16 protein-coding genes are annotated in these 19,927 nt (G+C 49.7%); 12 read left to right on the top strand and 4 right to left on the bottom strand.

The annotated features are described in order from the left end of the window. The coding region (gene glnS / locus ACJMM9_RS17495) for a glutamine--tRNA ligase (protein ID WP_405329906.1) at nt 1-946 on the bottom strand (946 nt) is incomplete at its 3' end. Nucleotides 947-1,143: 197 nt separating this feature from the next. Between glnS and ACJMM9_RS17490 the strand changes: the two genes are divergently transcribed. The 3 genes from ACJMM9_RS17490 to ACJMM9_RS17480 are packed head-to-tail and all read left to right on the top strand — an operon-like array spanning nt 1,144 to nt 2,728. Further along, entirely contained in the window at nt 1,144-1,365 is a 222-nt protein-coding gene (locus ACJMM9_RS17490) for a hypothetical protein (RefSeq protein ID WP_405329903.1), read from the top strand. Beyond that, a complete protein-coding gene (locus tag ACJMM9_RS17485) occupies nt 1,362-1,781 on the top strand; it encodes a putative toxin-antitoxin system toxin component, PIN family (protein ID WP_405329900.1) in 420 nt (139 codons plus the stop codon). Before ACJMM9_RS17490 ends, ACJMM9_RS17485 begins: the two co-directional genes overlap by 4 nt. 2 nt (nt 1,782-1,783) lie before the next feature. Further along, a complete protein-coding gene (locus tag ACJMM9_RS17480) occupies nt 1,784-2,728 on the top strand; it encodes a DMT family transporter (RefSeq protein ID WP_405329898.1) in 945 nt (314 codons plus the stop codon). Nucleotides 2,729-2,897: 169 nt separating this feature from the next. On the opposite strand, the gene ACJMM9_RS17475 is transcribed toward ACJMM9_RS17480, so the two are convergent. Together ACJMM9_RS17475 and ACJMM9_RS17470 are read right to left on the bottom strand one after the other, a co-directional pair. Further along, nucleotides 2,898-4,415, bottom strand: a complete 1,518-nt coding sequence (locus ACJMM9_RS17475) for a Na+/H+ antiporter NhaC family protein (protein WP_405329896.1) — start codon at nt 4,413-4,415, stop codon at nt 2,898-2,900. A gap of 3 nt (nt 4,416-4,418) precedes the next feature. Next, on the bottom strand, nt 4,419-4,592 hold the full coding sequence (locus ACJMM9_RS17470) for a hypothetical protein (protein ID WP_173465446.1): 174 nt from the start codon (nt 4,590-4,592) through the stop codon (nt 4,419-4,421). Between the two features lie 323 nt (nt 4,593-4,915). Here ACJMM9_RS17470 and thiC point away from each other — a divergent pair, with 323 nt between their 5' ends. The 9 genes from thiC to ACJMM9_RS17425 all read left to right on the top strand — a co-directional run bounded on the left by thiC (nt 4,916) and on the right by ACJMM9_RS17425 (nt 19,113). Next, nucleotides 4,916-6,532 (top strand): phosphomethylpyrimidine synthase ThiC, encoded by a 1,617-nt coding sequence (thiC, locus tag ACJMM9_RS17465; RefSeq protein WP_405329893.1) that lies wholly within the window; start codon nt 4,916-4,918, stop codon nt 6,530-6,532. A gap of 41 nt (nt 6,533-6,573) precedes the next feature. Beyond that, a complete protein-coding gene (locus tag ACJMM9_RS17460; RefSeq protein WP_405329891.1) occupies nt 6,574-8,346 on the top strand; it encodes an AAA family ATPase in 1,773 nt (590 codons plus the stop codon). A 21-nt stretch (nt 8,347-8,367) separates the two neighbouring features. Next, entirely contained in the window at nt 8,368-9,762 is a 1,395-nt protein-coding gene (locus ACJMM9_RS17455; protein WP_405329889.1) for a hypothetical protein, read from the top strand. Nucleotides 9,763-9,800: 38 nt separating this feature from the next. Further along, nucleotides 9,801-10,955 (top strand): LysM peptidoglycan-binding domain-containing protein, encoded by a 1,155-nt coding sequence (locus ACJMM9_RS17450; protein WP_405329886.1) that lies wholly within the window; start codon nt 9,801-9,803, stop codon nt 10,953-10,955. Between the two features lie 127 nt (nt 10,956-11,082). After that, on the top strand, nt 11,083-13,131 hold the full coding sequence (locus tag ACJMM9_RS17445; protein ID WP_405329883.1) for a sensor histidine kinase: 2,049 nt from the start codon (nt 11,083-11,085) through the stop codon (nt 13,129-13,131). Continuing rightward, nucleotides 13,128-13,850, top strand: coding sequence for a response regulator transcription factor (locus ACJMM9_RS17440; protein WP_254917271.1), 723 nt, complete (start codon nt 13,128-13,130; stop codon nt 13,848-13,850). Before ACJMM9_RS17445 ends, ACJMM9_RS17440 begins: the two co-directional genes overlap by 4 nt. After that, nucleotides 13,843-16,374: a hypothetical protein gene (locus ACJMM9_RS17435; RefSeq protein ID WP_405329880.1), complete on the top strand. Its 2,532-nt coding sequence runs from the start codon at nt 13,843-13,845 to the stop codon at nt 16,372-16,374. The genes ACJMM9_RS17440 and ACJMM9_RS17435 overlap by 8 nt, the downstream gene beginning before the upstream one ends. Before the next feature lie 103 nt (nt 16,375-16,477). Next, on the top strand, nt 16,478-18,256 hold the full coding sequence (locus tag ACJMM9_RS17430; RefSeq protein ID WP_405329877.1) for an ABC transporter substrate-binding protein: 1,779 nt from the start codon (nt 16,478-16,480) through the stop codon (nt 18,254-18,256). Nucleotides 18,257-18,315: 59 nt separating this feature from the next. Beyond that, complete coding sequence (locus ACJMM9_RS17425; RefSeq protein ID WP_405329875.1) at nt 18,316-19,113, top strand: CDP-alcohol phosphatidyltransferase family protein; 798 nt, start codon at nt 18,316-18,318, stop codon at nt 19,111-19,113. 84 nt (nt 19,114-19,197) lie between these two features. Here ACJMM9_RS17425 and mpaA read toward each other — a convergent pair whose 3' ends face one another. Next, the gene (gene mpaA, locus ACJMM9_RS17420) at nt 19,198-19,896 is read right to left on the bottom strand and encodes a murein tripeptide amidase MpaA (RefSeq protein WP_405329872.1); all 699 of its coding nucleotides are present in this window, start codon (nt 19,894-19,896) and stop codon (nt 19,198-19,200) included. Nucleotides 19,897-19,927 lie beyond the last annotated feature (31 nt).

The following is a 19,927-nucleotide window of genomic DNA, read 5'->3' as shown; positions in this document are numbered from 1 at the left end:
TCGATACGCCGATGCGGTCACAGAACTCGCGGATGGAACTCGGAGTAAAGCCACGGCGGCGGTAACCGCAGACCGTCGGCATACGGGGGTCGTTCCAGCCCATCACGGCCTTCGTCTCCACCAGTTCAAGGAGCTTACGCTTGCTCATCATGGTGTAGGTGAGGTTCAGGCGGGCAAATTCAATCTGCTGCGGGCGGTTGTCCAGGCCCAGTTCAATCAGGAACCAGTCGTACAGCGGGCGGTGCGCCTCGAATTCCAGCGTACAGATGGAGTGCGTGATACCCTCGATCCAGTCGCTGAGCGGGTGGGCAAAGTCGTACATCGGGTAGATGCACCACTTGTCGCCAGTGCGATGGTGCGTACAATGCTTGATGCGGTAGATGACCGGGTCGCGCATGTTCATGTTCGGGCTTGCGAGGTCAACCTTGGCACGGAGGCACTTTTCACCGTCGGCATACTTGCCGTCGCGCATTTCGTGGAAGAGCTTCATGTTCTCTTCGACGCTGCGGTCGCGGTAGGGGCTCGGGCGGGAGGGCTTGCCGGCATCGTTGCCACGGTATTCCTGCATTTCGTCGCGAGTCAAATCTTCGACGTAAGCCTTGCCCATTTCAATCATCTTTTCGGCAAAGGCGTAAATCTGGTCATAGTAGTCGCTTGCGAAAAATTCTTCTTTCCATTCAAAGCCGAGCCACTTCACGTCTTCGCGGATGGAATCGACGTATTCCACGTCTTCCTTGGTCGGGTTCGTGTCGTCGAAGCGGAGGTTCGTAAAGCCACCGAACTTCTTGGCGGTGCCGAAGTTCAAGCAGATGGACTTGGCATGGCCAATGTGAATGTAGCCGTTCGGTTCGGGCGGGAAACGCGTCAGCACGTGATCGCGCTTGCCAGTCTGGAGGTCGTTAACGATAATGTCCTGAATAAAATTCGAAGATTCGGGGATTTCCATATTTCAATCCTTTGATTTTTACAGCGGATAATTTAGAAAATAGACGAGAGACTAGGGACGAGAGACGAGAGGAAATAGTGGCAATATAAGGTTATGGAACTTAGTTTTTCAAGAATACACCACCAACAGAGTGCGACTTGCGATTCCATATAAAAAATGTATATTGAAATAGAATCATTTCAACAAATGGAGTTCTTATGGAATCCACACTGAATCCAACGCAATTACATCTGTTAAAGATGTTCTCCTTTGCCAAAGATTCAAAAGCTTTGGCAGAAATCCGAACAGCATTGATGGAAATTTTCGCCAAACGCGTCGAGGATGACATGGACGCCTTGTGGGAATCTGGCGCCTGGAACAACGAAAAAAACGAAAATGTCCTAAAAGAACATCTCCGAACTCCCTATAAGGCCAAATGAGAATAGTCCTCGATACAAATTGCCTGCTAGCGTCCCTATCTAGAAGGGGCGCGTACTTTAATGTATGGAAAGGCTTGCAGCAAGGCAAATACACTCTTTGCGTGTCAAACGAAATACTCGAAGAGTATGAAGAGATTCTTACACAAAGTACGAACTCCGTAATTGCATCAAATGTTGTTCAAACACTGTTAAATGCTCCGACAGTCGAACTTATAGAACCATTTTATCGTTTTAACCTAATTAAAAACGACCCCGATGACAATAAGTTCGTTGATTGCGCAATCGCCGGAAACGCAACATACATCGTATCCAACGACTCGCATTTCGATGTTTTGAAACAAATTGATTTTCCAAAACTTGTAGTAAAAAGAATTCAAGAGTTTTCAACAATACTGGAAGAAGAAAATTCACTATAGGAATGGTTAAAAATTCCATTTTCTCACCCGAGATGGCAAATATTGGATATAGTTTTTTACTGGTTCTGGCGGCATTCCTTTGGGGATCCACCTTTGTCGCACAAATCGAGGGGAACGACATCGGTCCGTTCGCGTTCGTGTGCATGCGAAATTTCATCGCGACAGGAGTCCTCTTTGGGCTTGCTAACGTTTTAGACAAACTTGGTAAAAATCCAAGGCGCCCGAAAAACAAAGAAGAAAACCGAGCGCTCTGGAAAGCAGGGCTTTTCTGCGGGCTTACGCTTTTCTTTGCGATGAATCTGCAGCAGACCGGGCTTTACCTGGGCTGTTCCGCCGGAAAGGCGGGGTTCCTTACCACCTGCTACATCATTTTCGTCCCGATTCTGAGCCTGTTTTTCGGCAAGAAGATTTCCACTAAAATCTGGCTTTGCGTTGCCATCACTGTCGCGGGGCTTTACTTGCTCTGCATCAAGGGGGACTTTTCCATCGAGATCTCCGATACGGTTCTGCTCTTGTGCGCACTCGCTTTTGCAGCACACATTCTCGTGGTCGGGAAGTACGGCCCCTACATGGACAATGTGAGACTTTCGGCAATACAGTTTCTCGTAGTCGCAACGCTTTCCATTTTCCCGATGTTTTTTGTGGACTTGAAAGGGAGTTTCGCGGGTTTCGGCAACATCGTCGAAGTCTATTCGCATTTTGGTCCGTGGATTCCGCTTTTGTATGCGGCCATCCTTTCGAGCTGCGTGGCATTCACATTGCAAATTATCGCCCAAAATAAAATCAGGCCCACCCTAGCGTCGCTATTGATGAGCCTGGAATCTGTATTTTCCGTGATTTCTGGGTGGGCTGTTCTTGGCGAACGATTCACCCTTCAGGAAGGAATCGGCTGTGTGCTAATGTTTACCGCCGTTATCCTTGCGCAAGTTAATTTAAAGCGCCATTAGCCTTTCGATTTTACAAGACTTTACTAGATGGGACAAAGCCCCAACTCTTCGGCTCGGTTATAAAAATGAGAATACTCATTTTTGCAACACTCGCCTTCTGAGTTGTCTTCACGGCTATCGCCGTTCAGGATGACGAGTGTAAAAGTTCAGGATGACGAGTGCGGAATCGTTAGCCTTCTTTCTTGGCGCGCTTTTTAATCATCACAAGCGTACCGAAGGTCAGCACGAAGCCGAACAGCAGCGAAAGTACGGCGCTGCGGGTGAAGCCCGCGACAATGTAGGTGACAAATGAAATTGCAGCTACAACGAGTACATACGGAATCTGCGTATTGACGTGATTCACGTGATTGCATTCCGCACCAGCACTTGCCATAATCGTCGTATCCGAAATCGGAGAGCTGTGGTCACCGCAAACGGCACCCGCCATGCAAGCGGAAATCGAAATGACCATGAGGCTGTAATCCACGCCGCCAAACGCCGCCACGACAATCGGGATGAGGATGCCGAACGTGCCCCAGGATGTTCCCGTAGCAAAAGCAAGGAACGCAGCAATCACAAAGATAATCGCCGGCATGAAGTTCATGAATCCAGCGGCACCGCCCTTCACAAGGCCAGCCACAAATTCCTTTGCGCCAAGCGCATCTGTCGTGCCTTTAAGCGTCCATGCCAAAGCCAAAATCAAAATTGCAGGTACCATCGCCTTGAAGCCATCCGGCAAGCAAGCCATACAATGGCTGAAGCGCAACACGCGGCGGCTCATATAGAAGCAAACGGTAAAGATAAACGCACCAAACGATCCGATTGCAAGGCCGACAGAAGCATCGCACGAAGCAAAAGCATCAACAAAGCCTTTCGCAGCATCACCTGATGCAAAATAACCGCCCGTATAAACCATGCCGAGCACACAGAACACAATCAAAGATACAATCGGCATGACGAGATCAAGAACTCCACCTTTCGTAGACGTAAAATTCAATTCTTCAAAATTATCGCCGACAGCATTTGTATGCATTTCGTGTTTTTTCATCGGACCGATATTCACATTCCAAATGACAACCAGGAACAAAGCAAGTATCGTCAAGAGAGCATAAAAGTTAAATGGGATAGCCTTGATGAAAAGCGTGAGGCCATCCTCGCCTTCCACGAATCCCGAAACCGCAGCAGCCCATGAGCTGATAGGCGCAATGATGCAAATCGGAGCCGCCGTAGAATCAATCAGATACGCAAGTTTTTCGTGACTCACCTTGAAGCGGTCTGTTACCGGGCGCATCACGCTACCGACCGTAAGGCAGTTGAAATAGTCATCGATAAAGATCAAGATGCCAAAGCAAATCGTCGCAATCTGCGCACCGACTTTTGACTTGATATGCGTCTTGGCCCAGTTGCCAAAAGCGGCTGATCCCCCAGCCCTGTTCATGAGAGCGACCATTGCCCCCAACATAACAAGGAACACGAGAATGCCCACGTTATAGGGGTCTGCGACCTTTGCAATCAAGCCGTTCTTAAAAACGGCATCAAAGAATCCCGAACCCGTCCCTTGACAAAGAAGAAGCCCACCGACAATGACGCCCACAAAAAGCGACGAGTAAACTTCTTTACTGACAAGGGCTAGAATAATCGCGACAAGAGCCGGCACAAGAGCCCAGAAAGTTCCATAAGCCATTACTGTATTTGTGGCCTGTTCCATAAATTACTTTTCCTCTGGTTTTAATGATTCAAGCGGATTTTTAATTCCTGCATTTTCCAGTTTTTGCAAAACTTCAATAGCGTAATCAATCGCATCCAAAGAACGCGAACTCGCATACATTCTCAAGTCAGAAAGCGCATAGATAGCCCTCTGGTTGTTCATTTCTTTTTCCGACATGATTTCTCCTTTGCATTTTTCAAAAAAATACCTAAAAAATCTAATTATTATATGAGAAGAAAATGGCTTGGATGACGCAATCCACCCTACTTTAAAAAATAACTGGATGGGGCAAAGCCCCTACTCCTCGGCTCGGTTATAAAAATGAGTTCTCTCATTTTTGCAACATTCGCCTTCTGAGTAGTCTTCGACTCCTAATGACTATAGACCAACGACTAATGACTATTTTATTATCTATATTATAGGCGGGGTGCCTGCACTTAATACGCGGGCTGAGATTATACCCCTTGAACTTGGTTCGTAATTGAACAAAAGGAACGAATATGTCTGAATCTAATGGCTTTTTCAAGCCTTTTCCGCAGTCTCGCAAGATTTATGTCCCCGGTAAGATTTTCCCGGATTTGAAAGTCGCCATGCGCGAAATTTCGCTCGACGACCCGAAATGCCCCGTGCTCCCTGTTTACGATACGAGTGGCGCTTATGGCGACCCCGACAAGACGATTGATGTAAAGAAAGGACTTGAACGCATTCGTGAACCGTGGATCCGCGAACGTTTGGAAAAAGACGGCGCCCACAAGACTCAGATGCAGTACGCCCGCGAAGGCGTCATCACTCGCGAAATGGAATACGTCGCCATTCGCGAAAACCAGAAAATGGACGAAATTTTTGGCAGCAACGGTGATGCCATCACGCCGGAATTCGTGCGCAAGGAAATCGCCGAAGGCCGCGCCATCATCCCCGCGAACGTGAACCACCCGGAATGCGAACCGATGATTATCGGCCGCAACTTCCTCACAAAGATCAATTCCAACATCGGTAACTCTTCTGTCGCTTCTTCCATTGAACAGGAAGTCGAAAAGATGGTCTGGTCTGTGCGCTGGGGTGCAGATACGGTGATGGACCTCTCGACCGGCAAGGACATTCACGAAACGCGCGAATGGATTTTGCGCAACAGCCCCGTGCCTATAGGAACGGTGCCGATGTACCAGGCTCTCGAAAAGGTGAACGGTATCGCCGACGACCTCACGTGGGAAGTGTTCCGCGACACGCTTATTGAACAGGCCGAACAGGGCGTTGACTACTTTACGATCCACGCAGGTCTTTTGCTCAAGTACATTCCGTTTGCACTCGAACGCACGACAGGCATCGTAAGCCGTGGCGGTTCCATCATCGCCCGCTGGTGCATGGTCCACAAGCAAGAGAACTTCCTTTACACGCACTTCGACGAAATCTGCGACATTCTCGCAAAGTACGACGTTTGCGTTTCCTTGGGCGATGGTCTGCGTCCGGGTTCCATTGCAGATGCTAACGACATGGCCCAGTTCTCCGAACTTGATACGCTCGGCGAACTCACCGAAATCGCCTGGAAGAAAGGCGTTCAGGTCATCATCGAAGGTCCAGGTCACGTGCCGATGCACAAGATTCGCGAAAACATGGACCGCCAGATTGAAATGTGCCACAACGCGCCGTTCTACACGCTTGGCCCTCTCACGACAGACATTGCTCCGGGTTACGACCACATCACGTCTGCCATCGGTGCAGCAATGATTGGCTGGTTCGGAACCGCCATGCTCTGCTACGTGACGCCAAAGGAACACTTGGGCCTCCCAGACAAGAACGACGTGCGTGAAGGCGTGGTGACATACAAGCTCGCCGCCCATGCCGCAGACCTTGCCAAGGGCCACTTTGCCGCGCACTTCCGCGATGACGCGCTTTCGCGCGCCCGTTTCAGCTTCCGCTGGAACGACCAGTTCGCGCTTTCGCTCGACCCGGAACGCGCTGTCGAATTCCACGACGAAACGCTCCCGGGCAACAACGCAAAGTCCTCGCACTTCTGCTCGATGTGCGGCCCGAAGTTCTGCTCGATGCGCATTTCTAAAGACATCCAGGAATACGTGAAGACCGGCAAGCTCGACCCGAATAGCGACCCGCTGAAGTAAACCGAAACTCGCCAAACCACTCGCAAGAATTGGAGGTGTCCATGGAAAACGGAAAGAAAATTCTTAACGACTTCGTGAAGAGCAAATTCGCCGACCAGAATGAACTGAAGAAGGCTTTGTTCCAAGCCGGCGTTGCCGCACTTGACGAAGGCTGGACGTTCATGGACGCCACATTCCAGCTCGGCGGAAAAGCTCGCGACGAGGGGCTCTCGGCAGACGATGTCGAGAAGATTTTGCGCAATGCCTTCTCCGAAGAAAAGCGCCGTACCGAACGCGAAGCCGAACAAAAGGCAGCAGCACAGGCGTCTGCAGCAGCGGTTGCACAAAATGCACAAGCTCAGCCAGGTATCGCGCCGGGCATGGCTCCGGGGTATGCCGCCATGGGTCCGACCGTCATCTCGCCACTTTCGGCAACGATGATGCAGCAGATGATTGCACTCGGTCTCGACACGCAATCCCTTGAACTGTTGCAGAATTTCAAGATTGATCCCGAGGCGCTCTCGATTCCGTGGCCATCCCCCGACTGGCGCAAGGACTTCGCAAAGCTCCTTGCAGCAACGTTTAAGCCCGACGAAACAATCGAATTCAAGATTTCAAACACGCCGTCAGGCTCGCGCGAAATCGTCTCGAAGATTGTCGCACAAGACGAAGCGCTCAAGAAAATCATGAAGCAGCTCGACGGCCCAGACGGAGCGCTCCTCACGATTAACGCCGTGAAAGGCGGCACCGACGCGACCGACGAAAGCTGGCATTACCGTTACGTTGTCGTAGACAACCCGAAGATGACGCTCGCGAAGCAGCTTGCCTACTACAAGGCTTTGAACCTCCCCTGCGCCGCCCTTGTGAACACGGGCGCAAATTCCGTGCAGGCCTGGATCAAGATCGAGGCGCACGACCAGGAAGAATACAACGAGCGCATTGACTTTTTATTCCAGACGCTCGAATCGCAAGGCTTCAAAGTCGATGACGGGAACAGGAACCCAAACCAGATGGTCCGCATGCCTGGTGTGCTCCGCAACGGCAAGCAGCAGTATCTCATCGCACTGGAACAAGGCGCCAAGAACTTCACGGAATGGCGCGAATGGGCGGAATACTCGCTTGACGGCAAGCCGCTTGTGGAACTTGCAAGCGATAGCGAAGAAGCTCCGAAAAAGGATCCATGCATTATCGAGAACGTGCTCCGCGCCGGTGAATTTTTCTTGTTCACAGCACCGCCGAAAAGCGGAAAGTCGCTTGCGCTCATGGACATGGCTCTTTCCATCTGCTATGGTGAAGACTGGCTTGGCAACACGACAAACGAAAACGATGTTCTGTACATCAACTTGGAACTCACAAAGTCCGTGTTCCTGAACCGTCTCTTTTTGCTTGGCGAAAAGCGCAACCTACAGCCTAACACGCCCAAGTTTGGATTCCTGAACCTACGCGGTACAGCGCTTACGCCGCTTGAAATCGCACAGCTCATTGCAAAGCGCATCCAAGGCGCCAAGAAGCTCGAGAATCACGATTACAAGGTTGTCGTGATCGACCCGATTTCAGCCGTTTTGCACAACCCGAAGTCATCAAGGCTCAGCGGCTCCCCACACCAGATTCTGATGCAGATGGTAGACTCGATTATCGCCCTCACGGGGTGCGCGGTCGTGACATCCACGAACATAGGCGAATACCCCTATCTTGAATCACGCGCCGATAGCGTCCTTTCGCTCTCGCCAGTCGAAGGCAGCCTCAACACGTATCAAATTAACGGCTCGTTCCGCGAGTTTCCAAAGACGCTCGCCCGTGAATGCTCCTGGATTTATCCTAGATTTGTAGTTTAAACATTCAACACGATTATAAAGATGTACAAACAGAACAATCGTTTTTCACGCCGCTCCGAAGGCAGCATTGCCCGCAACACCATGGGCAACAGAATCGGCAAACCTCTCGCCGGAGGCAAGTTCCACGCTTCCAGAAAATCCGATGTCCGCAAGGACGATGAACTCGAAGAAAAGAAGGCAAAGGCCGAAAAGCCTGTTGTCCGCAGGATCCTTTCGTTCGACGATATCAAAAACCAAGTTGCCGCTTGGATGGAAAACGACCGCATTCCGGGAAAGTTGCAGGCCTGGTTTACCGCCGAAGCCACTCCCGAAAATTCCGACTGGAGAATCATCAAGGAATTCCACGGCGCCCAGGAAAACCTGGTCATCGACGCTCCGTCTCGCGACATGAAGCCGATCGAGCTTGTGAGCCGAGTCTTGGATCAGCTCCACAAGGAACATTTGCGCATCTTCAAAAAGGCATTGCGCCAGATCTGGTTCCGCGCCACAGTCGACGGACGATTTGCACTCCTCGTACAAGTAAACGTCAAAGGCAAGATTTCGGCTCACGGCTACAAGACGTTCGTGGACTTTATCGAACGCAGCTGTCCCGAAGTGATCAGCTGCCACCAGATCCAGTGTTTGCCGGACCGTCTCTTTGACCCTGCCGATGCACAAGGCATGAAAGTCGAAGCCAAGTGCTCCTTCGGCAGTAGCTTTATGCCGATTGCATCAACTGGCTTTAGCATGCACGTTCTCGACTGGACGCCGCGCATCAAGGATGCATGGCTCAATCTCCCCGTGCGCATCAAGGACGCCATCCACCCGAACCGCGAAGACCGTTTCTTTGAATTCTGCTCCGGTTCCTCTTATGTTTCGGCATCGCTCGCCCCGTTCTTCAAGCAGGTCGAATCGCTCGACTGCCGCGAAGTGGCGATGCAGTCGTCCAAGCTGAATATCCGCAATGTCGCAACGCAGAACATGCGGTTCCACCGCAGCCACCTGGATGCAAACTTCATCTCGAAATTTTTCTCGAAAAGCGACAACGCCGAAGGCCGATGGACGTTCTACCTCAACCTGGGCATGAACGACACCCTCACTTCGGAAATGATTCTCACGCTTGCAGGATCCCGCCCTGAACGCATCCTTTTGCAGACCGGGAACCTCGAAACCGCCTCCAAGGCCATCAAGGCTTTCCGTAATGAAGGCTACATGCTCCGCAAGAACATTCCGCTTTACATGGAACCGGGCCGCGGCACCTTCGAGATTCTTTTCCTGTTCGTGCCGGATAGAGTTGGCATTTTGGGCCAGAACCCGGCCCTTGCACACCGTTCACGCAATATCCAGCGTCCGAAAGAACGCCCCATGCGCTCAAATTCGTCGGATATTCCGCATTTTGTGCAAAAAACGCCATCTTTTAAGCAAAGAAAAGATTAAATTATTTAACAAATACCAAATTTTGCTTAGGGAAATGTATGCGATTTTTAAAATGTGCTTCGATCTGTCTCGGTCTTTCAGCTCTGATTGCATCCGCCTATGTGGTAAAAAAAGGCGACACCCTCTGGGACTTGAGTGCTGAATTTTTAAACGATCCGTTCGCTTGGCCGGACCTCTGGGAAAACAACAGGCACATTGAAGACCCACACTGGATTTATCCGGGCGACTCCATTTACCTGGGCGACGGTATCGATGAAGGCTACCGACTCCCGAAAACGAGACCCTGCGAAGCCGCTGTCGCCGATTCCAACTTGCCGAAGGGAATTACCTCCGTCGGTTGCGATGAAAGAGACGCCCGCAATGGCGATTTCGAAAAAATGCTCGGGAACCTGCGCGATAAGGACAAAAAGCACAAGAAGAAAAAAGAGGCTGACACCTACCTCTACAAAAAGCGCCCGGCTCCAAAGATTTTCAACGGCTACTACCAGATTCTCGCCCCCGAGATTTACACGCTTGATTCCATCAAGAAGGATTCACGTTTCTTCTCCATCCGCTCTGGCGAAAAGAAGGAGCCGATTATCCATATTCCGGAATCCGAAGTTGTCGTAGGTATTGGCCGCAAGACAAATCCGTCCCTCAAAAAAGGCGACCTTGTTGAAATCCTGGATGCCCGCGCCATCGAAGTGCCCGCCCACAAAGGCAAGAGCTATGACAATTTCGCTCTGGTAAGGCTTTCGGGTTATGCAAAGATTACCGCTATTGGTGATACTCTTTCGAGAGGAAAGATTGTCCAGAGCTTTAGGGAAATTAAGCTTGACCATGCCAAGGCCCGTTTAAAACAACCCCTCAATGTATTAAATGTCACTGGCTACACGGCCGTTCCCGAAGCAAAAGTCGAAGAAATGGCAATGATCCGTTATACAATGGACCCGATGCTCATCATCGGCGCGTACGCCTATATCATGGTTGACAAGGGAACAAAGCAAGAGTACAACACCGGCGACGCCATCGCCATCTGGGAAGAAGACCGCTCGGATGCAAGCATTCCGCCGAGACTTCTTGGACGAGGCATCATCGCCAGGGCAACCGACAACGAATCTACGGTTCTCGTTCGCGAAGTTTACTCGAACAGCCGCCGCATTGAAATTGGACACAAGGTTTCAATAACCCATCAAGCGAAATTGGCACAGTGACAAAGAACTTATTAATAATAATTGGCATTGCGATTTCGATTCTAGCGATCTTGATGGCTGGAAGTGTTCTTATACTGAATTATCCTGAATTGTCAGCGCATGTTCCATTTTAAGGAAGTGCTCTCCAATGCAGATATCTCGTAGCAATCTTCTCTTTCTATCCTTTTTTGCAGGGGGAATCGTCCTACCGACGGCGATTCTTTCGGTTTTGAGTGTGAGGAACATCCAGAACGAAGCCTTCCTCGCGCAAAAGAACTTTAGCGAAAGCACGACGACATTCCGGGAACAATGCGTATCGACAATCAACAAGGAACAAAATAAAATCTTCCAGGAAGTCAAGTCGGCATCTCTTTACCTTTACGAACAGCCCCACAACCTGCTTGATTTCGGAAATGCAACACAGTTCAAGACCGTGAACGGCATCGAGGCGATGTTCCTTTACAACAAGGGATCGCTTATATATCCTGATATTTCGTCAAAGCATTTTTCGAAGACTTCGGATTATTCAAACAGCATTGCAAACCCATTCGAGAAGATGCTGTTCCGCGAAGAGGTCACCTCGGCCATGCCACAGCCAGCCAACCTTTCGCGATCGGCCCGTCAGCTGCGTTTTTCGTACGATTCCCCCGATGACCAGATCCAGAACATCCTTGGGCTTGTGCGCATCGCTTATAAAACAAAAGACTACGATGAAGCGCTCCGTCTTTTAAACATTCTCGAAGAGCACCCGCACCAGCAAGGCTATCTCCATTCTGACCTGACCCGTTCGGTGAACCTTTTGCACTTTGAAATCCTTGTGGCCCAAAAAAAGCACAAGGAAGCCGAAGACTACACGCTTTCGGTCTTGAACCAGTTCCTGCAAAGCGAAAATATCGAAAATCTGCCCTCGGCAAAGTTCTTCTTTGAAACAACGTTTACGCAAATTCTTTCATTCGAGAACCTGACCCAGGAAAAACGCGAAGCGTTCTGGAACTTGCGCGAGAACTTCAACCGCCAGCTCGGCTACATGGACATATTCTTTAACAACAAGGATCTTGTCCAGGCGCTCCTCAACAAGGAATCGACGTCCAAGAACGGCATCGACATCATGAGCAACAACAAGACGACGTTCATCAAAATGAGCTACCCGATTCTATCCGGTGACCAGGTCGTTCTTGCCAAGGTGAATATCGATGAATACCGCGAACGTATGCGCTCCAAGCTCAAGACCTCGGCACAGGGCTGGAAAGGCATCCCCTACTCCATCACCGAAGGTACAGACAAGGCTCTCATCCTTGGTCACGTCTCCGACAGTTCCGCCGTTTTGACGCAAGTTGTTTTAGACAAAGTCATTTCCTGGAACTTGACTCTATACGAAAAAGGCTTAAGCGAAATCAAGAAGGAAACCCGCAAGCGCATGTTCCTCATGTACGGGCTTCTATCGTTCTCGCTCATTACAGTGCTGCTCGGCTCTATCGTGATGTTTAGATTCCTCACGCAAGAACACAAGCTTTTGGCGATGAAGGCGAACTTCCTTTCGAGCGTCTCGCACGAACTCAAGACGCCGCTCACCTCCATCAAGATGTTTGCAGAAATGATGGCCCGCGGGCGTGTGCAGAAAGTGGAAAAAGTGCAGGAATATTCAGGACTCATCGGCAAGGAAGCCACCCGTCTCGAAAATCTCATAGGCGCCATTCTGAACTATACGCGTATGGAGCACGGCAAGGGCGGGTTCCACTGGGAAAAGCTGGACTTTTCAGCCTGCGTACAGAAGGTCTTCGACAACGTAGAAGACATCGGCGTTGAAAAAGGTCTGATGTTCAATACAAAAATCGAGCCTGGCCTATTTGTCATTGGCGACTACACAGCCCTTTACAGTCTAGTGCAGAACCTTATCGAAAACGCAATTAAATACACGAACGCTCCAGGCGATATCACTATAACAGTTGCACCAGACGAAGACAGAGTCGTTTTCTCCGTTGCCGATACCGGAATTGGGATTCCCTCTTCAGAACAAAAAAATATATTTAATGATTTTTATAGGGTTGGTGACGAAATGACTCGCAGCACAAAAGGCTCCGGTCTTGGGCTTGCCATCGTAAAGCGCGTGGCCGAGACCCATAAGGCGACAATTTCACTCACCAGCAAACCAGGCAAGGGTTCTACTTTTACCGTACGATTCAAGAAGGCAGAATGATTATGCAACAACACAGAATTCTCATTGTAGAAGACGAAGAAATCATCCGGCTTGGGCTCCAGGACAACTTTGAGCTCGAAAACTACGAAGTTGAAACGGCATGCGACGGCGAAGAAGCCATCGCCAAGACGGACTCATTCCAGCCACACCTCATCTTGCTGGACGTGATGCTCCCCAAGAAGAGCGGTTTTGAGGTCTGCCGTTTCATCCGCAAAAAGCACCCGGAATGCATCATCATCATGCTTACCGCCAAGACCGAAGAGACGAGCAAGGTTGCAGGACTCGACATGGGCGCCGACGACTACGTGACAAAACCTTTCTCGATTTTGGAACTTCTGGCCCGCGTAAAAGCGTTCCTTCGCCGTATCGACTTGCAGGCGCAAGCACGGCCCACAAAGCAGCTCGCTTCTGTCGATGCCGTCGATTTTGCCGACATCCACCTGGACTTCAAGAAATTCGTCGCCACAAAGGGCGGGGTCCCGCTGGAGCTTTCCACAAGAGAATTCCAGATCCTCAAATACTTCTGGCAACGCCGTGGCGAAGTTGTCCTGCGCGAGGACTTGTTGCAGGACCTCTGGGGCTACACGCCCGACAACATGCCGTCCACGCGAACAATCGACAACCACATTGTAAACTTGAGACGCAAACTCGAAGACGATCAGGCCAATCCCAAAATCATCCTTTCTATCCGTGGTGCAGGCTACAAGTTTGATGCATAATTTGAGACCTAGAGAAAACAACATCTGCAAGGCGTGGTTACTTATAACCATCGCCCTCTGCTCGTTATTTTCGGCTCATGTACATGCAAGCAAGATGGCATCGCAGCTTCAAGAAGCCATCTACCTCTTCGAAATGAAAGGCGAAGTCGATGACGCCATAAGGCTTCTTGAAAAAATTTCACGCCAGGGAGACGAAGAAGACAAGGAATCCGCCTTTTTCTACCTCGGTAAAATTTACGACTTGGCAAATAACAAAGCACAGGCCAACCACTTTTACAGCCGCAGCCAAGCTATTACAGCAAACACGAGTAAAGCCTACTGGCTTGCCGGACGAGACGCAGCCACAAGCTTTTCCCCAGAAAGACTTCTGCAAAAGACAATCCCCCTTGCAAGTCCTGTCCGAAAAATTTTTGACGGCAAGAACGCAAACATCCTGTTTGAAAACGGACGTATTGCAAAAATCGAAAGCGGCATGATTCTTGAAATTTCATCTCGATTAAACGAAAACGAACATCTGCTGCATATTGATTCCGATGGGATGTGGTACCAGAATCCCGCACGAGATTCCCTCTTTTACAAGCCTCATAACTCACCCAACCAAATAACGTCTTACGATATAAAAGACGTGCACCAGTTCACCGCAGTGAATGGAATCGCCATAGCCGTCATCGATAAAAGTTTCTACATCCTTGACCGCAAAGGCTCTATCATCAAGGGAAGCGCCGACTACAATTCATGCCAGCTCCAGAAAGACCAGATCATCAATGAAAACTTTATCATCAATTGTCCAGATAACGCGCTCCACTTCGTTTCAGCAAGTTCCGCCACTGAAAATTTTACCATCGCCCAATACGATGTCATACAGCACGTTTTCACATTCAAGAACTTAATTTACCTGATTTCGGGAAATACCCTCTTCTGCTATTCCCTGCAAAATACGCAAACGCCTCTGTGGAAAGCAACCGTCGGAAACATCGAGAGCATCCAGGCTTTTGAAAACAACATAGTCACTCTAGAAGCGTCCGGAAAAATAAGCCTGTACAATCACTACACAGGAGCCGTCCTTTCAAGCATCCGCGCAAACGCATCCAACATGTACCCTCTGGCGCAAGGAACACTGGGTCTATTCTCTAACGAAGGTTCCGTCATCACGGTCGATACATTACTTCGCCCCTTATGGAGTTTTAACTTCGCCAAGCCCCCCAAGATGCGGCCCATCGTCAAGAAACGGTTCATTTACATTCCCTTTAACGATAAAAAGATTTTCGCAATCGACGCCCATTATTACGGACAAAGGCCATTATACTCGAGCAAGCTTGCCTCACAAGCCATGTTCCAGGCCAAGCAAAATCTCTGGGAAAATGTAATCCCGATACTGGACACAATCATAAAAAACGAACCCGGTAATGCAGAAGCGCACTTTCTCAAGGCATTAAACCTGGAAAGACAGGAAGTTCCTGAAAAGAGCCGTCAAAACGCATGGGCGGAAGCCGTAAGGCTTTCTATTGGAAGCCCGCAAATTGCAGGTACGATTCTAAGTCATTATAGCGATGTCATCGGAGCCATTTTTGCAAGCCCGTTAAATATTTCCCCAAAGACGATGTATCCGCAATTTCTGGGTTCAAAAAAGAACCTCTACACCGTTGACCCTGCCACAGAACAGCTGATCTGCATCAATGCCGAAACAGGCGAACAACGCTGGAGCAAGCACATCGGAAAGATCGGGAACGCCCCCGTCATTGAATCCGACGAAAATTCCATTGTCATTTCAACCGGCTACCAGATGCATATCTACGACATGAACAAGGATGCATTCAACAAGCCATTGCCATTGCCAGGCAAAGCCTTCAGCTTCACCATGAGTGGCGACAATGTTTACGCATCGACCTGGAACGGTTTTCTACTCAAGATTTCACGTTCAAGCAACAACATCATCTGGTCTCGCAAAGTTTATTCCATGCCGTTCCACGTAGTGAAGCAAAACCGCAACCTGCAACTGTGCAACCTAGACGGAGAACTCATGCGGCTCAATGACGACAACGGCTTCGCTATAGAAAATTCAACAAATAAAGTTCAGGTCAACATCACCGCAATGGAAGGAATCGATTCCACGCTCGTTCTTGTATCAAGCACCAACAAGCTCTTTTTGCAAAACACAAAGCACAAGGATTTCAGCCCAACCCAAGTGCTTATGGAATACCCAATCGTTTCTACGCAAGTGTTCCGCGACCAAAACGAAGATAAAATCATTATTTCGCTAGCAGACCAATCGATACTCCTTTATTCCAACATCGGAACCCCGCTCTGGAAATATCAAGGAAAAAAATCCATATTCTCAAAACCGTTCATCTATGACGGGAAAGCATGGATAGACCAAGGAAGCGAACTCATAGCCTTATCCATCAAAACCGGCAAAGTCGTAAAGACATTCAACACCCCTGGCGGAGCAGGCACCCCCTTCATTTTGAACCATACCCTGTTTAGTGCCTCCCCGAAACGAGTGCTATACGGATTTCCGCTATGAGCACGACCTATAGAAATAGCTTTAGGTATCAGTAAACTAAATTTTAATGGTCAGATTTGAAAAAACTCACTACATTTGACCAATCCAGTTTTGCAGGAATCCAATGAGCGATCATTTTAAGAAATTCATCCAGTTCACCCTCTCCATGACGATTGCGTTCATGGCTACAGGCTGTAAAGATGATGTTTCCAAGACGCCCAAGGCGGTGCTCTCCGATTACCCGCGAAACGAGACGCTTTACATCGGAGGCTTTGACTGGGCTCCGCCCACAACCTTCAATCCGCTCGACCCTGACCCAAACTTCCCAGCCGACGGAAACATCCGCCTCATGTACGAATCGCTCCTTGCCTATAACCAGCTTACCGGCAAGCTCGATCCGATGCTTGCGGATTCATACACCCAGACAGACTCATCCATTACGGTCCACCTAGATTCACGGGCGAAATGGAATAACGGAGAAAAAATCACCCCCGAAGATGTTGTATATACCTTCAAGCTGGATTCCGTTCTCCCGACCGCGCATCACAACAACTGGAAGTACATCAAGACGGTTTCCGCCGACAGCGAAAACCTCATCACGTTCCATCTGGCGGCAAACAGAAATCCGCTCATGGTCCTCAACGCCATAGCCGAAACATCCATTCTCCCCAAATCTGTTTTTGAACCCCTGGTCAAGTCCGCCAAGGTCGGAAAAACCTACAACATGGACAAGATTCTCATTTTCAGAAACGAGAACAAGCCGGTCGCTTCGGGTCCATACATCTTAAAGAATTTTTCTCCCGACCAGATCGTGCTTGAACGTGTCGAGAACTACTGGCGGAACAGCAATTACAGCGGAAGAAAACCGGCACCCAAGTACATCATCCACTCTATTTACGACGGGAATGACAATTTCAATAGTGCCATGGTCCGCGGCAACTTGGACGTTTCATCCATTTACCTGCCAAGAATTTGGGAAAAAACAAAGGACAGCATCCGAGCCTGGAGCAGAGAGGAACCTTACCAGCTCCCCTCGACTATTACGGTCTTGGTCGTCGCCACGCAAAAAGAACCGTTCAGCAACGTAAACTTTAGACGTGCGCTCATCCATGCAATCGACTTTGAAAAAATAAAGGCACGGGCACTTTCAAACTACACCCCCACCATGCAGCCGGGCTTCATTCTCCCGTTCGGCCCGGAAAAGAAGTTCTTCAACAAGGAAGATGCCGACGCGTTCGGCTACAGCTATAACACGGAAAAAGCTCGCGAAATCCTCAAGGATGCCGGCTATTCCTGGAACGAAGAAGGCAAGCTGCTCGATAAAAAGAAAAAGCCAGTTCGAAACATCACCATCGAATGCCCGCAGGGTTGGACCGACTGGATCGACGCCATCAATGTCATTGTAGAATCGTTTGCAGAAATCGGAATTACAGCGGTTCCCAAAATCGAAGATTACGGGATCTGGGACATGAACTTGCGTCGGGGCACATTCGACCTCGCCATGAAGACTCCGCCATCGGAGCACTCCATAGCAAACCCCTGGAATAGGTTCTACCAGATGCTCAACAGCACCACGTATAGGCCCGTTGGCGAAGAGACCTTTGCCAACCAGGGGCGGTTCCAGAATACAGAGATAAACAACCTTTTGATGCAGATTCCGACCATTACGGACGAAGATACGCTCGTGCAGGCCTACCGTGAACTAAACAGTTTATTCATGCAGACGGTCCCTGTACTCCCGATCATGTACAGGCCATCCACCTATTATCAGTTTTCGACTAAGCACTGGACTAACTTCCCTACCGCAGAAAACCCATATGCACCGCCAAATAACCTCGTTGTCGCAGCAGGAGTGAGCGCACTATGGGAAATTGTGCCTGTCAAGCAGCAGGATAATCAATAAAAAAGTTTCATTTTCCGTTAAAAAAATTATTTTTAGCAGACCATTTCAAGGAGTATATCGTGGGAAAATTACGATTTGTTTTGCCAAATACTTTCACAAGTCTAAACTTTTTGTTGGGTGTTTTTTCCATATGCTGGACAACCGGCGCATTCGGTTCGTTTAGTGCAGCAGACCCGATCCGCATGGGTGCCTACTTCGTCATCTTGAGTGCCCTTTTTGATAAGCTCGATGGCTTTGCCGCCCGCCTCGTGAACGCCAGTTCAGAATTCGGCGCCCAGTTCGACAGCCTCGCCGACTTGATCGCCTTCGGATTAGCTCCGGCTTTCGGCTTTTTCTTTGCCTACAAGACTTACGCACCGGAATGGTTCCAGAACCACGGCTTGCTGATGGTTATCGCACTCGCGATTTACGTACTTTGCGCCGCCATGCGCCTTGCCAAGTACAATGCCTGCGACTGCGACACCTACCACCACCACTTCTCCGGGCTTCCTTCCACGTTTGCAGGCATGGTGAACGCGACCCTCATCGTATTCCTCAAAAGCAAAGGCACTTTTGACGATCCGAGCACATTCATCTTCTGGCTTCCGATCATCGTATTTGTCATCACAGGATTCCTGATGGTAAGCCCGCTGTTCCTCCCGAAGCTCCAGCCGCGCAAGAACAAGCCTTTCAACATTTTCCAGATTGTGCTGATTTTGCTTACCTACGTTGCCGGTCTCCTTTTCTACAACGAAAAAGTGCCGTACATCCTCGAATACCTGCTCGTCCTCGGTACAAGCTACATGGTGATCGGCTTCGGTGTGGGCATCATCTACCGCAAACAGATTATCGAAGAAGCTAAAGCAGCGAAGAAGTAATTAGGAATTAGGAAATCGGAATTAGGAATTTTCACCCCGGATTTTTTCCGGGGTTTCTTTTTTTACAGCTTCCCTAGAGGCGTATTAGCGAGACTCCGCGACCTCCAGCCATTCCGCGAACGCGCGACCGTAGCGGTCGAACAAATGTTCCAGCGACATGCGCGGGAGTTCAAGCGTCACGCATTCCAGGCCACGTTCGCCGCACCACGTCCCGAAGCTCCCCGGCGTCTTGTACCCAATGTCCGGCAGCCACATCAAGTTGAACGCATCCATCACCCCTTCGACAAGCGGAGTCTTTTGCGGTGCATCGACGCAGCCCATGGGCGCATGCATCGCAAGTACACCCGCCGGCTTCAGCTTTTCAATTAACGCGACAAGCGCTTGCGTTTCCGGCTCGCTCCCTGCAAATGATCCCGGCGACAAAAGCGTATCGCGCGGCGCTTCGAGAATCGAGCGTGAACCCACCTTTTCCGGCGAGAAGTTCTGCGTCTTGAAATTGCGGTTCAAGTCTACGCCATTGGCGTTTCCGCGCGTTCCAAGAGCGACTCCGTCCGGATTAGCGCACAGGACAAAAGCAATGGAATCAAAAGGCTCGTCAAAAGCTCGGAGCACGCGGCTCAGGAGGAACGTCGTCTCAGGCTCTTCGCCATGGATTCCCGCCATTACAAGCAACTTGCATTTATTCTTGCATGGGTAGTACAGCAGCGGAGCGCCCAGCACAGAGCGTCCATATTCAAGAGAAGGCAATCGGATAATACCGCGAGAATCTGGAGAGAATTTCATAGGACTAGTCGAAACTTTAACTGGATACTTC

Source organism: Fibrobacter sp., from assembly GCF_045112255.1.
GTDB lineage: Bacteria > Fibrobacterota > Fibrobacteria > Fibrobacterales > Fibrobacteraceae > Fibrobacter.
The sequence above is the reverse complement of the archived record's forward strand: the minus strand, read 5'-3'. Positions and strand labels throughout refer to the sequence as shown.

Coding starts and splice junctions, on each gene's coding strand:
- ACJMM9_RS17490 (WP_405329903.1), top strand. CDS start 1,144: ATGGAATCCACACTGAATCCAACGCAATTACATCTGTTAAAGATGTTC.
- ACJMM9_RS17485 (WP_405329900.1), top strand. CDS start 1,362: ATGAGAATAGTCCTCGATACAAATTGCCTGCTAGCGTCCCTATCTAGA.
- ACJMM9_RS17480 (WP_405329898.1), top strand. CDS start 1,784: ATGGTTAAAAATTCCATTTTCTCACCCGAGATGGCAAATATTGGATAT.
- ACJMM9_RS17475 (WP_405329896.1), bottom strand. CDS start 4,415: ATGGAACAGGCCACAAATACAGTAATGGCTTATGGAACTTTCTGGGCT.
- ACJMM9_RS17470 (WP_173465446.1), bottom strand. CDS start 4,592: ATGTCGGAAAAAGAAATGAACAACCAGAGGGCTATCTATGCGCTTTCT.
- thiC (WP_405329893.1), top strand. CDS start 4,916: ATGTCTGAATCTAATGGCTTTTTCAAGCCTTTTCCGCAGTCTCGCAAG.
- ACJMM9_RS17460 (WP_405329891.1), top strand. CDS start 6,574: ATGGAAAACGGAAAGAAAATTCTTAACGACTTCGTGAAGAGCAAATTC.
- ACJMM9_RS17455 (WP_405329889.1), top strand. CDS start 8,368: ATGTACAAACAGAACAATCGTTTTTCACGCCGCTCCGAAGGCAGCATT.
- ACJMM9_RS17450 (WP_405329886.1), top strand. CDS start 9,801: ATGCGATTTTTAAAATGTGCTTCGATCTGTCTCGGTCTTTCAGCTCTG.
- ACJMM9_RS17445 (WP_405329883.1), top strand. CDS start 11,083: ATGCAGATATCTCGTAGCAATCTTCTCTTTCTATCCTTTTTTGCAGGG.
- ACJMM9_RS17440 (WP_254917271.1), top strand. CDS start 13,128: ATGATTATGCAACAACACAGAATTCTCATTGTAGAAGACGAAGAAATC.
- ACJMM9_RS17435 (WP_405329880.1), top strand. CDS start 13,843: ATGCATAATTTGAGACCTAGAGAAAACAACATCTGCAAGGCGTGGTTA.
- ACJMM9_RS17430 (WP_405329877.1), top strand. CDS start 16,478: ATGAGCGATCATTTTAAGAAATTCATCCAGTTCACCCTCTCCATGACG.
- mpaA (WP_405329872.1), bottom strand. CDS start 19,896: ATGAAATTCTCTCCAGATTCTCGCGGTATTATCCGATTGCCTTCTCTT.